This window comes from Streptomyces durmitorensis (assembly GCF_023498005.1).
GTDB classification, from domain to species: domain Bacteria; phylum Actinomycetota; class Actinomycetes; order Streptomycetales; family Streptomycetaceae; genus Streptomyces; species Streptomyces durmitorensis.
In genome coordinates this window covers 4,112,361-4,127,235 of sequence record NZ_CP097289.1, presented here as the reverse complement: position 1 = coordinate 4,127,235, position 14,875 = coordinate 4,112,361, and the positions used below count along the sequence as shown (strand labels likewise).

General features: G+C 65.3%; 15 protein-coding genes. All 15 read left to right on the top strand.

The window, feature by feature from the left end; translation table 11 throughout:
- The first annotated feature begins 51 nt into the window (after positions 1-51).
- The 15 genes from M4V62_RS18385 to rpsC all read left to right on the top strand — a co-directional run bounded on the left by M4V62_RS18385 (position 52) and on the right by rpsC (position 14,873).
- Positions 52-3,951: a DNA-directed RNA polymerase subunit beta' gene (locus M4V62_RS18385; RefSeq protein ID WP_249588336.1), complete on the top strand. Its 3,900-nt coding sequence runs from the start codon at positions 52-54 to the stop codon at positions 3,949-3,951.
- Between the two features lie 224 nt (positions 3,952-4,175).
- A complete protein-coding gene (locus M4V62_RS18380; protein ID WP_249588335.1) occupies positions 4,176-4,847 on the top strand; it encodes a hypothetical protein in 672 nt (223 codons plus the stop codon).
- Between the two features lie 32 nt (positions 4,848-4,879).
- Positions 4,880-5,275: a hypothetical protein gene (locus tag M4V62_RS18375; RefSeq protein WP_249588334.1), complete on the top strand. Its 396-nt coding sequence runs from the start codon at positions 4,880-4,882 to the stop codon at positions 5,273-5,275.
- A gap of 266 nt (positions 5,276-5,541) precedes the next feature.
- Positions 5,542-5,913, top strand: a complete 372-nt coding sequence (gene rpsL / locus M4V62_RS18370) for a 30S ribosomal protein S12 (protein WP_003948652.1) — start codon at positions 5,542-5,544, stop codon at positions 5,911-5,913.
- Positions 5,914-5,915: 2 nt separating this feature from the next.
- Positions 5,916-6,386, top strand: a complete 471-nt coding sequence (gene rpsG / locus M4V62_RS18365) for a 30S ribosomal protein S7 (RefSeq protein ID WP_003974303.1) — start codon at positions 5,916-5,918, stop codon at positions 6,384-6,386.
- A gap of 39 nt (positions 6,387-6,425) precedes the next feature.
- Complete coding sequence (gene fusA, locus M4V62_RS18360) at positions 6,426-8,552, top strand: elongation factor G (RefSeq protein ID WP_249588333.1); 2,127 nt, start codon at positions 6,426-6,428, stop codon at positions 8,550-8,552.
- Between the two features lie 152 nt (positions 8,553-8,704).
- On the top strand, positions 8,705-9,898 hold the full coding sequence (tuf, locus tag M4V62_RS18355) for an elongation factor Tu (protein WP_160506655.1): 1,194 nt from the start codon (positions 8,705-8,707) through the stop codon (positions 9,896-9,898).
- Between the two features lie 530 nt (positions 9,899-10,428).
- Complete coding sequence (gene rpsJ / locus M4V62_RS18350) at positions 10,429-10,737, top strand: 30S ribosomal protein S10 (RefSeq protein WP_003948644.1); 309 nt, start codon at positions 10,429-10,431, stop codon at positions 10,735-10,737.
- Positions 10,738-10,750: 13 nt separating this feature from the next.
- Positions 10,751-11,395 (top strand): 50S ribosomal protein L3, encoded by a 645-nt coding sequence (gene rplC / locus M4V62_RS18345; RefSeq protein WP_160506658.1) that lies wholly within the window; start codon positions 10,751-10,753, stop codon positions 11,393-11,395.
- Between the two features lie 7 nt (positions 11,396-11,402).
- Positions 11,403-12,056 carry a 50S ribosomal protein L4 gene (gene rplD, locus M4V62_RS18340; protein WP_160506659.1) on the top strand — a complete coding sequence of 218 codons (654 nt, stop codon included), beginning with the start codon at positions 11,403-11,405 and terminating at the stop codon, positions 12,054-12,056.
- Positions 12,056-12,472, top strand: a complete 417-nt coding sequence (gene rplW / locus M4V62_RS18335) for a 50S ribosomal protein L23 (RefSeq protein WP_190084419.1) — start codon at positions 12,056-12,058, stop codon at positions 12,470-12,472. The genes rplD and rplW overlap by 1 nt, the downstream gene beginning before the upstream one ends.
- A 39-nt stretch (positions 12,473-12,511) precedes the next feature.
- Complete coding sequence (gene rplB / locus M4V62_RS18330) at positions 12,512-13,348, top strand: 50S ribosomal protein L2 (RefSeq protein WP_160506661.1); 837 nt, start codon at positions 12,512-12,514, stop codon at positions 13,346-13,348.
- 12 nt (positions 13,349-13,360) lie between these two features.
- Positions 13,361-13,642 carry a 30S ribosomal protein S19 gene (gene rpsS / locus M4V62_RS18325; RefSeq protein WP_160506662.1) on the top strand — a complete coding sequence of 94 codons (282 nt, stop codon included), beginning with the start codon at positions 13,361-13,363 and terminating at the stop codon, positions 13,640-13,642.
- A gap of 41 nt (positions 13,643-13,683) precedes the next feature.
- The gene (gene rplV / locus M4V62_RS18320) at positions 13,684-14,031 is read left to right on the top strand and encodes a 50S ribosomal protein L22 (RefSeq protein ID WP_016645177.1); all 348 of its coding nucleotides are present in this window, start codon (positions 13,684-13,686) and stop codon (positions 14,029-14,031) included.
- The gene (gene rpsC / locus M4V62_RS18315) at positions 14,031-14,873 is read left to right on the top strand and encodes a 30S ribosomal protein S3 (protein WP_160506663.1); all 843 of its coding nucleotides are present in this window, start codon (positions 14,031-14,033) and stop codon (positions 14,871-14,873) included. Before rplV ends, rpsC begins: the two co-directional genes overlap by 1 nt.
- Positions 14,874-14,875: the final 2 nt, after the last annotated feature.

The window sequence follows — 14,875 nt, the reverse complement described above, 5'->3', positions numbered from 1 at the left end:
CCGTTCAGACCATGATTGAGACTCGACCCCGAAAGAGGGATTGACGACAAAGTGCTCGACGTCAACTTCTTCGACGAGCTGCGGATCGGCCTTGCCACCGCGGACGACATCCGACAGTGGTCCCACGGCGAGGTCAAGAAGCCGGAGACCATCAACTACCGCACGCTCAAGCCCGAAAAGGACGGACTCTTCTGCGAGAAGATCTTCGGTCCGACCCGGGACTGGGAGTGCTACTGCGGTAAGTACAAGCGTGTCCGCTTCAAGGGCATCATCTGCGAGCGCTGCGGCGTCGAGGTCACTCGCGCCAAGGTGCGTCGTGAGCGGATGGGCCACATTGAGCTGGCCGCGCCTGTCACGCACATCTGGTACTTCAAGGGCGTTCCGTCGCGCCTCGGCTACCTGCTTGATCTCGCCCCGAAGGACCTCGAAAAGGTCATCTACTTCGCGGCGTACATGATCACGTTCGTGGACGAGGAGCGCCGTACGCGTGACCTGCCCTCCCTGGAGGCGCACGTCTCCGTGGAGCGTCAGCAGGTCGAGAACCGTCGCGACTCCGACCTGGAGGCCCGCGCCAAGAAGCTCGAGACCGACCTGGCCGAGCTTGAGGCCGAGGGCGCCAAGGCCGACGTACGCCGCAAGGTGCGCGAAGGTGCCGAGCGTGAGATGAAGCAGCTGCGCGACCGTGCGCAGCGCGAGATCGACCGTCTCGACGAGGTCTGGAACCGCTTCAAGAACCTCAAGGTCCAGGACCTGGAGGGTGACGAGCTGCTCTACCGCGAGCTGCGTGACCGCTTCGGCACGTACTTCGACGGTTCGATGGGTGCCGCTGCACTGCAGAAGCGCCTTGAGTCGTTCGACCTGGATGAGGAAGCCGAGCGGCTTCGCGAGATCATCCGTACCGGCAAGGGCCAGAAGAAGACCCGTGCGCTCAAGCGCCTCAAGGTCGTCTCCGCGTTCCTGCAGACCAGCAACAGCCCCAAGGGCATGGTGCTCGACTGCGTGCCGGTCATCCCGCCGGACCTGCGTCCGATGGTGCAGCTGGACGGTGGCCGCTTCGCGACCTCCGACCTGAACGACCTGTACCGCCGCGTGATCAACCGCAACAACCGCCTGAAGCGCCTTCTCGACCTCGGTGCGCCCGAGATCATCGTGAACAACGAGAAGCGCATGCTCCAGGAGGCCGTGGACGCCCTCTTCGACAACGGTCGTCGTGGTCGCCCGGTCACCGGTCCCGGTAACCGCCCGCTGAAGTCCCTGAGCGACATGCTCAAGGGCAAGCAGGGTCGATTCCGTCAGAACCTTCTCGGTAAGCGTGTGGACTACTCCGCGCGTTCCGTGATCGTCGTCGGCCCGCAGCTGAAGCTGCACCAGTGTGGTCTGCCGAAGGCCATGGCTCTGGAGCTCTTCAAGCCGTTCGTGATGAAGCGCCTGGTTGACCTCAACCACGCGCAGAACATCAAGTCGGCGAAGCGCATGGTCGAGCGCGGCCGCACGGTCGTGTACGACGTCCTGGAAGAGGTCATCGCCGAGCACCCGGTTCTCCTGAACCGTGCGCCGACGCTGCACCGCCTCGGCATCCAGGCCTTCGAGCCGCAGCTGGTCGAGGGCAAGGCCATTCAGATCCACCCGCTCGTCTGCACCGCGTTCAACGCGGACTTCGACGGTGACCAGATGGCCGTGCACCTGCCGCTCTCCGCGGAGGCGCAGGCCGAGGCCCGCATCCTGATGCTGTCCTCGAACAACATCCTGAAGCCGGCAGACGGCCGTCCCGTCACCATGCCGACCCAGGACATGGTCCTTGGCCTCTTCTTCCTCACGACGGACGAGGAAGAGCGCAAGGTCATCGGTGAGGGCCGTTCGTTCGGTTCCTCCGCCGAGGCGACCATGGCGTTCGACGCCAAGGAGCTCTCGCTCCAGGCGAAGGTCGACATCCGCTTCCCGGTGGGCACCATCCCGCCGCGCGGCTGGACCCCGCCGGCCGTCGAAGAGGGCGAGCCGGAGTACCAGCAGGGCGACAGCTTCCGGCTGCGTACGACCCTGGGCCGCGCGCTCTTCAACGAGCTGCTGCCCGAGGACTACCCGTTCGTCGACTACTCGGTGGGCAAGAAGCAGCTCTCCGAGATCGTCAACGACCTGGCCGAGCGCTACCCCAAGGTCATCGTGGCGGCGACGCTCGACAACCTGAAGGCGGCGGGCTTCTTCTGGGCGACCCGTTCCGGTGTCACCGTGGCCATCTCCGACGTCGTGGTCCCCGAGGCCAAGAAGGCGATCGTCGCGGGCTACGAGGCGCAGGACGAGAAGGTCCAGAAGCAGTACGAGCGCGGTCTGATCACCAAGGACGAGCGCACGCAGGAGCTCATCGCGATCTGGACCAAGGCGACCAACGAGGTTGCCGAGGCGATGAACGCGAACTTCCCCAAGACGAACCCCATCTTCATGATGGTTGACTCGGGTGCCCGAGGAAACATGATGCAGATGCGTCAGATCGCCGGTATGCGTGGTCTGGTGTCGAACGCGAAGAACGAGACGATCCCGCGCCCGATTAAGGCATCGTTCCGTGAGGGCCTCTCGGTCCTCGAGTACTTCATCTCCACGCACGGTGCCCGTAAGGGTCTTGCGGACACGGCTCTCCGTACCGCCGACTCCGGTTACCTCACCCGTCGTCTGGTCGACGTCTCTCAGGACGTCATCATTCGCGAGGAGGACTGTGGCACCGAGCGCGGTCTGAAGCTCAAGATCGCGGTCAAGGGCGAGGACGGTGTGCTCCGCAAGACGGAGAACGTCGAGACCTCGGTGTACGCCCGCATGCTGGCCGAGGACGTCGTCATCGACGGCAAGGTCATCGCGCCGGCCAACGTCGACCTCGGTGACGTCCTCATCGACGCCCTGGTCGCCAACGGCGTGGAGGAGGTCAAGACCCGTTCGGTCCTGACCTGTGAGTCCGCGGTCGGCACCTGTGCCTTCTGCTACGGCCGTTCGCTCGCCACCGGCAAGCTGGTCGACATCGGTGAGGCGGTCGGCATCATCGCCGCCCAGTCCATCGGTGAGCCCGGCACGCAGCTGACGATGCGTACGTTCCACACCGGTGGTGTGGCCGGTGACGACATCACCCAGGGTCTGCCCCGTGTCGTCGAGCTCTTCGAGGCTCGTACGCCCAAGGGTGTCGCCCCGATCTCGGAGGCGGCAGGCCGCATCCGTATCGAGGAGACCGAGAAGACCAAGAAGATCGTCGTCACGCCGGACGACGGCAGCGACGAGACTCCCTTCCCGATCTCGAAGCGTGCCAAGGTCCTCGTGCGTGAGGGTGACCACGTCGAGGTGGGCCAGAAGCTCACCTTCGGTGCCACCAACCCGCACGACGTGCTGCGGATCCTCGGTCAGCGCGCGGTCCAGGTCCACCTGGTCGGCGAAGTCCAGAAGGTCTACAACAGCCAGGGCGTGTCGATCCACGACAAGCACATCGAGATCATCATCCGGCAGATGCTGCGCCGCGTGACGATCATCGAGTCCGGCGACGCGGAGCTGCTGCCGGGCGAGCTCGTCGAGCGCTCGAAGTTCGAGACCGAGAACCGTCGTGTGGTCACGGAAGGCGGCCACCCGGCCTCCGGCCGTCCGCAGCTGATGGGTATCACCAAGGCCTCGCTGGCAACGGAGTCCTGGCTGTCGGCCGCCTCCTTCCAGGAGACGACCAGGGTCCTGACGGACGCGGCGATCAACGCCAAGTCCGACTCCCTGATCGGCCTCAAGGAGAACGTCATCATCGGTAAGCTCATCCCGGCCGGTACGGGCCTGTCCCGCTACCGCAACATCCGGGTGGAGCCGACCGAGGAAGCCAAGGCTGCGATGTACTCGGCCGTCGGTTACGACGACATCGACTACTCGCCCTTCGGCACGGGCTCCGGCCAGGCTGTTCCGCTGGAGGACTACGACTACGGGCCTTACAACCAGTAGGCGTTGCCAGGCAGTTGTTTGAGTTGACGGGCGGTCATCCCTTCGGGGGTGGCCGCCCTTCGGCGTTTTCCGCTGGTTAGGATGCCGTGCAACGTTGGTCCAAGTGCGCTGCTTGCCGCGGGAGTTGGAGGATCGGGGTGGAGACGGCTCGGCTCTCCTTCGGCTTGGCGGCAGCGGTGCTGGTCCCGTTGGGTCTCGCGTGGCAGGGATCCAGGCCCTGGCTCATGGTCCTGTTCACGCTCGCCTACGGTGGCTATGCGGTTGCTCCGTACGGCGATGAAGGCGAGCCGTGGCTCACTCTGGCAGTCGCGGCTCTGCTGTCCCTGGGTGCGGTGTTGTGGAAGCACCCGGCAGGCATGCCGGAGATGGGATTCTCTTTCGCGCTCCCACTGTCCGTGGGGCGACTGGCGCAGACGCGAAGGGTGAGCGTGGCGGTCTTTGTCGGTGCCGTAGGCCTGGGGGTGTGGTCAGCTGGCGAGACATCGGGATCGTTGGGCGTCGATCTGGTGCTGAGTGACGGGGTGGCGGTCTTCCTCTCGGCGGCGCTCATCTCCGTATTCGGAGGTGGAGCACTCGCCAAGGCGGCAACTGGCCCCGTACGCGCGGAGATATTGGCTCTTCCGGACAGCCCGGAGCGACGGGCTGCCGTGGAATTCATGAGCGCCGGACGGGCGATCGGTCTGTTGGAGCGGGGGCTTCTCTTTGCGTTTCTCGCGGCCGGCCAGCCGGAGGCGGCGGCCCTGGTGCTCGCGGCGAAGTCGCTGGCCCGTGTGCCTACGAGTGACCACGGCAAGCACGCCTCGGAGTACTTCCTCATCGGTACGCTGGCCAGTGTCATCGCTTCACTGGCGATGAGCATGGCTGCTCGCTCAGCGGTCGGGCTGCCCGTCCTTTAGGAGACGCCGCTTTGGAGCTGAGAGAGCACCCCTTGGTCGAGAAGCTCCTGTCTCTCAACCTGCCGACCACGGACTACGTGGTGGCTGGAAGCGGGCCGTTGCTGGCACATGGCATCAGGGACCGGATCGGAGACCTGGATCTCGTCGCGCGGGGAGCTGCCTGGAAGATGGTTGCGGGGATGGCTGATCCAGTCGTGGCGCCGTCCGGTCATGGCCGCATGGTGTTGCTCTTCGGCGGGGACATCGAAGTCTTCGATCGCTGGCTGCCTGGAACGCCTGATCCGGATGATCTGATCGATGGTGCCGAGTGGGTGCGTGGTGTCCCGTTCTGCCCGTTGCCTCAGATCCTCGCCTGGAAAGAGCGCTCGCTTAGGTCGAAGGACCAGGCAGACGCCAGGCTGATCAAGGCCTTTCTGCGGTGTCCTTGATCCGTCCAGATGCCCGGCGTGTCGCCCCCCACCGCATTTGTTTTGACCGAACCCGATGAGGTAGGTACGCTCAGACCTTGTGCCTGGGGTGTGCCTGGGCTCGCGCGCGTGTCCTCAACCGCATCGTGAGTCCGTGAACGGCCACCGTAATCTGCGCCCCTCCTCGCCTTGCGGCGGGAGTCTGCAGCATTCGACACACCCGACCGCGTGGGTCGGCGATGTTTCAGGTTAGCTTTACTATTCGGCACACAGAAACCGGAGAAGTAGTGCCTACGATCCAGCAGCTGGTCCGGAAGGGCCGGCAGGACAAGGTCGAGAAGAACAAGACGCCCGCACTCGAGGGTTCGCCCCAGCGCCGCGGCGTCTGCACGCGTGTGTTCACGACCACCCCGAAGAAGCCGAACTCGGCACTCCGTAAGGTCGCGCGTGTGCGTCTGACCTCCGGGATCGAGGTTACGGCCTACATTCCGGGTGAGGGACACAACCTGCAGGAGCACTCCATCGTGCTCGTGCGTGGTGGCCGTGTGAAGGACCTGCCGGGTGTTCGTTACAAGATCATCCGCGGCTCCCTTGACACCCAGGGTGTCAAGAACCGCAAGCAGGCCCGCAGCCGCTACGGCGCCAAGAAGGAGAAGTAGAAATGCCTCGTAAGGGCCCCGCCCCGAAGCGCCCGGTCATCATCGACCCGGTCTATGGTTCTCCTCTGGTGACCTCCCTCATCAACAAGGTGCTGCTGAACGGCAAGCGCTCCACCGCCGAGCGCATCGTGTACGGCGCCATGGAGGGCCTGCGCGAGAAGACCGGCAACGACCCGGTCATCACGCTCAAGCGCGCGCTCGAGAACATCAAGCCGACCCTCGAGGTCAAGTCCCGCCGCGTCGGCGGTGCGACCTACCAGGTTCCGATCGAGGTCAAGCCCGGTCGCGCCAACACGCTGGCCCTGCGCTGGCTGGTGGGTTACTCCCGCGCCCGTCGCGAGAAGACGATGACCGAGCGTCTCCTCAACGAGCTCCTCGACGCCTCCAACGGCCTTGGTGCCGCTGTGAAGAAGCGTGAGGACACCCACAAGATGGCCGAGTCCAACAAGGCCTTCGCGCACTACCGCTGGTAGTCGCTACCCACATCGAGACCGAGAGAAGACTGAGCCGATATGGCTACCACTTCACTTGACCTGGCCAAGGTGCGCAACATCGGCATCATGGCTCACATCGACGCGGGCAAGACGACGACCACCGAGCGGATCCTGTTCTACACCGGTGTCTCGTACAAGATCGGTGAGGTCCACGACGGTGCCGCCACCATGGACTGGATGGAGCAGGAGCAGGAGCGTGGCATCACGATCACCTCTGCTGCCACCACCTGTCACTGGCCGCTGAACGACGTCGACCACACGATCAACATCATCGACACCCCGGGCCACGTCGACTTCACCGTCGAGGTAGAGCGTTCGCTCCGTGTGCTCGACGGTGCCGTGACGGTGTTCGACGGCGTCGCCGGTGTCGAGCCGCAGTCCGAGACCGTGTGGCGTCAGGCTGACCGCTACGGCGTCCCGCGCATCTGCTTCGTCAACAAGCTCGACCGCACGGGTGCCGAGTTCCACCGCTGCGTCGACATGATCATCGACCGCCTCGGTGCGACCCCGATCGTCATGCAGCTGCCCATCGGCGCAGAGGCTGACTTCAAGGGCGTCGTCGACCTCGTCACGATGAAGGCCTTCGTCTGGTCCGCAGAGACCAAGATGGGCGAGGCGTACGACATCGTCGACATCCCGGCGACGCACGTCGAGGCCGCCGACGAGTGGCGCGGCAAGCTGCTCGAGGCTGTCGCCGAGAACGACGAGCAGATGATGGAGCTGTACCTCGAGGGCCAGGAGCCCACCGAGGAGCAGCTGTACGAGGCGATCCGCCGCGTCACCATCGCCTCCGGCAAGGGCGGCGACACCACCGTCACCCCCGTGTTCTGCGGCACCGCGTTCAAGAACAAGGGCGTCCAGCCCCTGCTCGACGCGGTCGTGCGTTACCTGCCTTCCCCCCTGGACGTCGAGGCCATCGAGGGCCACGACGTCAAGGACCCCGAGACGATCGTCAAGCGCAAGCCTTCGGACGAGGAGCCGCTTTCGGCTCTCGCGTTCAAGATTGCGAGCGACCCGCACCTCGGCAAGCTCACCTTCGTCCGGATCTACTCCGGTCGCCTGGAGGCCGGCACTGCGGTGCTGAACTCCGTCAAGGGCAAGAAGGAGCGCATCGGCAAGATCTACCGCATGCACGCGAACAAGCGTGAGGAGATCGCGTCGGTGGGCGCCGGTGACATCGTCGCCGTCATGGGCCTGAAGCAGACCACCACCGGTGAGACGCTGTGTGACGACAAGAAGCCGGTCATCCTGGAGTCCATGGACTTCCCGGCGCCGGTCATTCAGGTCGCCATCGAGCCCAAGTCCAAGGGTGACCAGGAGAAGCTGGGTGTAGCCATCCAGCGTCTCTCGGAGGAGGACCCCTCCTTCCAGGTGCACTCGGACGAGGAGACCGGCCAGACCATCATCGGTGGTATGGGCGAGCTTCACCTCGAGGTGCTCGTCGACCGCATGAAGCGCGAATTCCGCGTCGAGGCGAACGTCGGCAAGCCCCAGGTCGCGTACCGCGAGACGATCCGTCGGGCCGTCGAGCGCGTGGACTACACCCACAAGAAGCAGACCGGTGGTACCGGTCAGTTCGCCAAGGTGCAGATCGCGATCGAGCCCATCGAGGGCGGCGAGGCGTCGTACGAGTTCGTGAACAAGGTCACCGGTGGCCGTATCCCGCGGGAGTACATCCCGTCGGTTGACGCCGGTGCGCAGGAGGCCATGCAGTTCGGCATCCTCGCGGGCTACGAGATGACTGGTGTTCGCATCACGCTTCTCGACGGTGCCTACCACGAGGTCGACTCCTCCGAGCTCGCCTTCAAGATCGCCGGTTCGCAGGCGTTCAAGGAGGCCGCGCGTCAGGCCAAGCCCGTGCTGCTCGAGCCGATGATGGCCGTTGAGGTCACCACGCCCGAGGACTACATGGGCGACGTCATCGGCGACATCAACTCCCGCCGTGGCCAGATCCAGGCCATGGAGGAGCGCAGTGGCGCCCGTGTCGTGAAGGGCCTCGTGCCCCTCTCGGAGATGTTCGGCTACGTCGGAGACCTCCGCAGCAAGACCTCGGGTCGCGCAAGCTACTCGATGCAGTTCGACTCCTACGCCGAGGTTCCGCGGAACGTCGCCGAGGAGATCATCGCGAAGGCCAAGGGCGAGTAACTCACCCGAGTTGACGCTTTAGGCTTGACTCCGGAGCCTCCGGGGCATTCCGACCCTCTTCGGGACGGGTGCCCCGGGCCCCGGGTATCCCAGCAAAGATCACCTGGCGCCGATGAAGCAAGGCGTACAGAACCACTCCGCAGGAGGATTCAGTGGCGAAGGCAAAGTTCGAGCGGACTAAGCCGCACGTCAACATCGGCACCATCGGTCACATTGACCACGGTAAGACGACCCTCACGGCCGCCATTACCAAGGTGCTGCACGACGCGTACCCCGAGCTGAACGAGGCCTCGGCCTTCGACCAGATCGACAAGGCTCCCGAGGAGCGCCAGCGCGGTATCACGATCTCGATCGCGCACGTCGAGTACCAGACGGAGACGCGTCACTACGCGCACGTCGACTGCCCGGGTCACGCGGACTACATCAAGAACATGATCACGGGTGCCGCGCAGATGGACGGCGCCATCCTCGTGGTCGCCGCCACCGACGGCCCGATGCCGCAGACCAAGGAGCACGTGCTCCTGGCCCGCCAGGTCGGCGTTCCGTACATCGTCGTCGCCCTGAACAAGGCCGACATGGTGGACGACGAGGAGATCCTGGAGCTCGTCGAGCTCGAGGTCCGTGAGCTCCTCTCCGAGTACGAGTTCCCGGGCGACGACCTGCCGGTCGTCAAGGTCTCGGCGCTCAAGGCGCTCGAGGGCGACAAGGAGTGGGGTGAGTCCGTCCTCAACCTGATGAAGGCTGTCGACGAGTCCATCCCGGAGCCCGAGCGTGACGTCGACAAGCCGTTCCTGATGCCGATCGAGGACGTCTTCACGATCACCGGTCGTGGCACCGTCGTCACCGGTCGTATCGAGCGCGGCATCCTCAAGGTCAACGAGACCGTCGACATCATCGGCATCAAGACCGAGAAGACCACCACCACGGTCACCGGCATCGAGATGTTCCGCAAGCTGCTCGACGAGGGCCAGGCCGGTGAGAACGTCGGTCTGCTCCTCCGTGGCATCAAGCGCGAGGACGTCGAGCGCGGCCAGGTCATCATCAAGCCCGGTTCGGTCACGCCGCACACCGAGTTCGAGGCCCAGGCCTACATCCTGTCGAAGGACGAGGGTGGCCGTCACACCCCCTTCTTCAACAACTACCGCCCGCAGTTCTACTTCCGCACCACGGACGTGACCGGCGTCGTGACCCTCCCCGAGGGCACCGAGATGGTCATGCCGGGCGACAACACTGAGATGACCGTTGAGCTCATCCAGCCCGTCGCGATGGAAGAGGGCCTGAAGTTCGCCATCCGTGAGGGTGGCCGGACCGTCGGCGCCGGCCAGGTCACCAAGATCAACAAGTAAGCTCCGCTTGCCTGTTGATCGGGGAGACCCGGTCGCTCTGAACTGAGCGCAGCGAAGAGCCCCGTCCACCTTCGGGTGGGCGGGGCTCTTTGCGTACAGCTCTTTGCGTGCGGCTCTTTGCGTACGCGATGTCGGCCGTGGCAGCTTGACAGCTCGGCCCGATTGGCCTTCGGCGTCCCAGGTGTGGCACACTGTCCAGGTTGCTCGGTTGAGTGCCGATGCTGCGCGCCTCCCGCCGGGAGGACCGGAAGCGAGTCCCACAGTACTCGTCGCCCCATCTGCCGAAAGGCAGCGCTGGAGCGGACGTACGGGAATCTTCTGGGAAGTGCGGTGCGGAGACTTAACCAGGCGCCCGGTGGGTTTCTTCCCCCGGACCCGCGGTCAGCTGGGCCGCAGCCCCTAGCAGGGAAATCCTTCGGGAAATCTCCGTGAGCGGGACTGCGACACGCCCGACCGCGTGGGTCGGAGGAAGTAGAAAAAAGGGCCTCCCGGGAGCCAGAGCGTTCGAGACAAAGGACTACCAAGTAGCCATGGCGGGACAGAAGATCCGCATCCGGCTCAAGGCCTACGACCACGAGGTCATCGACTCTTCGGCGAAGAAGATCGTCGAGACGGTGACTCGCACTGGTGCGTCGGTCGCAGGCCCGGTGCCGCTGCCCACTGAGAAGAACGTGTACTGCGTCATCAAGTCGCCGCACAAGTACAAGGACTCGCGCGAGCACTTCGAGATGCGCACGCACAAGCGCCTGATCGACATCCTCGACCCGACTCCCAAGACCGTTGACTCGTTGATGCGCCTGGACCTTCCGGCCGGCGTCGACATCGAGATCAAGCTCTGAGAGGCGCGGACAGATGACTAAGCAGATCAAGGGCGTCCTGGGCGAGAAGCTCGGCATGACCCAGGTCTGGGACGAGAACAACCGTGTCGTCCCGGTCACCGTCGTCAAGGCCGGGCCCTGCGTCGTTACCCAGGTCCGTACGAATGACTCCGACGGCTACGAGTCGGTCCAGATCGCCTTCGGCGAGATCGACCCTCGCAAGGTGAACAAGCCCCTCAAGGGTCACTTCGCCAAGGCCGACGTGACTCCCCGCCGCCACCTGGTGGAGATCCGCACCCCTGACGCCAGCGAGTACACGCTGGGCCAGGAGGTGACTGCCGAGGTGTTCGAGTCCGGCGTCAAGGTTGACGTCACGGGCAAGAGCAAGGGCAAGGGCTTCGCCGGTGTCATGAAGCGTCACAACTTCAAGGGACTCGGCGCGGGTCACGGTACCCAGCGCAAGCACCGCTCTCCCGGTTCCATCGGTGGCTGTGCCACCCCGGGCCGTGTGTTCAAGGGCCTCCGCATGGCGGGCCGTATGGGCAACGAGCGGGTCACCACCCAGAACCTGACCGTTCACGCCGTTGACGCGGAGAAGGGTCTGCTCCTGATCAAGGGCGCAGTCCCCGGTCCGAACGGTGGCCTCGTCCTGGTCCGTACCGCGGCCAAGGGGGTTTGAGGAACCGATGAGCACCATTGACATCCTTTCGCCGGCAGGCGACAAGGCCGGGACGGTCGAGCTCCCCGCGGAGATCTTCGACGTAGAGAAGATCAGCATCCCGCTTCTCCACCAGGTCGTCGTCGCTCAGCTGGCAGCTGCCCGTCAGGGCACGCACAAGACCAAGCGCCGCGGTGAAGTCCGCGGTGGTGGCAAGAAGCCGTACCGCCAGAAGGGCACCGGCCGCGCCCGCCAGGGTTCGACCCGTGCGCCGCAGTTCGCCGGCGGTGGCGTCGTCCACGGCCCGCAGCCGCGTGACTACTCGCAGCGGACCCCGAAGAAGATGAAGGCCGCGGCCCTGCGCCACGCCCTCACCGACCGGGCCCGCAACGCTCGTATCCACGTTGTCACCAACGTGGTCGAGGGCGACATCTCCACGAAGGCCGCGAAGACGCTGCTCGGCAAGGTCAGCGAGCGCAAGAACGTGCTCCTGGTCATCGACCGTGCGGACGAGACTTCGCTGCTCTCCGCCCGCAACCTGCCCCAGGTGCACATCCTGGAGCCGGGCCAGCTGAACACGTACGACGTGCTCGTCTCGGACGACGTGGTCTTCACCAAGGCCGCCTTCGAGTCCTTCGTGTCTGGCCCCAAGGCCGATGAGACCGAAGGGAGCGAAGCCTGATGGCTACGCGTCACCCGAGCATCGCCCCCAAGGCGGCCAAGGCCGCCAAGGCCGCGCGCCTCGCCAAGGCGAAGCGCCACGCCACCGAGGGCAAGAACACCGTTGAGACGCCGCTGAGCAAGAGCTTCACGGACCCCCGTGACGTCCTCGTCAAGCCGGTCGTCTCTGAGAAGAGCTACGCGCTCCTCGACGAGGGCAAGTACACCTTCGTCGTCGCGCCCGGCGCCAACAAGACCCAGATCAAGCAGGCCGTCGAGGCGGTCTTCTCGGTCAAGGTCACTGGGGTCAACACGATCAACCGCCAGGGCAAGCGCAAGCGCACCCGCACGGGGTTCGGTAAGCGCGCTGACACCAAGCGCGCGATCGTGACCCTTGCTGAGGGCGACCGTATCGACATCTTCGGCCAGGCCTCCTAACGGAGCGCCCTGGTCCGAATATCGGACGAGGACTGAGAAATGGGAATCCGCAAGTACAAGCCGACTACGCCGGGCCGTCGTGGCTCCAGCGTCGCCGACTTCGTCGAGGTAACGCGGTCCACGCCGGAGAAGTCGCTGGTCCGCCCGCTGCACAGCAAGGGCGGCCGTAACAACGCCGGTCGTGTGACCGTTCGCCACCAGGGTGGCGGACACAAGCGCGCCTACCGAGTGATCGACTTCCGTCGTCACGACAAGGACGGCGTGCCGGCGAAGGTCGCGCACATCGAGTACGACCCGAACCGCACCGCGCGCATCGCGCTTCTGCACTACGCGGACGGCGAGAAGCGCTACATCCTGGCCCCCCGCAACCTGTCGCAGGGTGACCGGGTCGAGAACGGACCGGGCGCGGACATCAAGCCGGGCAACAACCTGGCCCTCCGCAACATCCCGGTCGGTACGACCATCCACGCCATCGAGCTGCGGCCCGGCGGCGGCGCGAAGTTCGCCCGCTCCGCGGGTGCCTCCGTGCAGCTGCTGGCGAAGGAGGGCTCCATGGCCCACCTTCGTATGCCGTCCGGTGAGATCCGTCTGGTCGACGTCCGCTGCCGCGCCACCATTGGCGAGGTCGGCAACGCCGAGCAGTCGAACATCAACTGGGGCAAGGCCGGCCGTAAGCGCTGGCTTGGCGTTCGCCCGACCGTTCGCGGTGTGGCGATGAACCCGGTCGACCACCCGCACGGTGGTGGTGAAGGCAAGACTTCCGGTGGTCGCCACCCGGTCTCGCCGTGGGGTCAGAAGGAGGGTCGTACTCGTTCGCCGAAGAAGGCGAGCAACAAGTACATCGTCCGCCGCCGCAAGACGAACAAGAAGCGCTAGGAGCGGGTTTAGATGCCGCGCAGTCTCAAGAAGGGACCCTTCGTCGACGGACACCTCATCAAGAAGGTGGATGTCCAGAACGAAGCAGGTTCCAAGAACGTCATCAAGACCTGGTCCCGTCGCTCGATGATCGTCCCGGCCATGCTGGGCCACACGATCGCGGTGCACAACGGCAAGACCCACATCCCGGTGTTCGTCACCGAGGCGATGGTCGGCCACAAGCTCGGCGAGTTCTCGCCGACTCGCACCTTCCGCGGCCACGTCAAGGACGACCGGAAGTCGAAGCGCCGCTAGCGCGGGGTGGAACGACTATGACTTACACCGAAGGGACAACCATGGAAGCCAGGGCCCAGGCGCGGTACATCCGCGTCACGCCCATGAAGGCCCGCCGAGTGGTGGACCTCATCCGTGGCATGGATGCCACGGAGGCTCAGGCGGTCCTGCGTTTCGCCCCGCAGGCCGCGAGCGTGCCGGTTGGCAAGGTGCTTGACAGCGCCATCGCCAACGCTGCACACAACTACGACCACAGTGACGCCTCTTCGCTGGTCATCAGCGAGGCGTACGTGGATGAGGGCCCGACCCTGAAGCGGTTCCGTCCGCGTGCCCAGGGCCGTGCCTACCGGATCCGTAAGCGGACCAGCCACATCACCGTGGTCGTCAGCAGCAAGGAAGGAACCCGGTAATGGGCCAGAAGGTAAACCCGCACGGGTTCCGGCTCGGCATTACCACCGACTTCAAGTCGCGTTGGTACGCCGACAAGCTGTACAAGGACTACGTCAAGGAAGACGTCGCCATCCGTCGGATGATGACGTCCGGCATGGAGCGCGCCGGCATCTCGAAGGTTGAGATCGAGCGCACCCGTGACCGCGTGCGGGTGGACATCCACACCGCGCGTCCCGGCATCGTCATCGGCCGCCGTGGCGCCGAGGCCGACCGCATCCGCGGTGACCTCGAGAAGCTCACGGGCAAGCAGGTTCAGCTGAACATCCTCGAGGTCAAGAACCCCGAGGTCGACGCTCAGCTGGTCGCGCAGGCCGTTGCAGAGCAGCTGTCCTCCCGCGTCTCCTTCCGTCGCGCCATGCGTAAGAGCATGCAGTCGACGATGAAGGCCGGCGCGAAGGGCATCAAGATCCAGTGTGGCGGCCGTCTCGGCGGCGCCGAGATGTCTCGCTCGGAGTTCTACCGCGAGGGCCGCGTGCCCCTGCACACCCTCCGTGCGAACGTCGACTACGGCTTCTTCGAGGCCAAGACGACCTTCGGCCGTATCGGCGTGAAGGTCTGGATCTACAAGGGCGACGTCAAGAACATCGCCGAGGTCCGCGCCGAGAACGCTGCGGCCCGTGCGGGTAACCGCCCGGCCCGTGGCGGCGGCAACGACCGCCCGGCCCGTGGTGGCCGTGGTGGCGAGCGTGGCGGCCGCGGCCGCAAGCCGCAGCAGCAGTCCGCGCCGGCTGCCGAGGCCCCCAAGGCCGACGCTCCCGCCGCAGCTGCCGCTCCGGCTGAGAGCACCGGAACGGAGGCCTGACC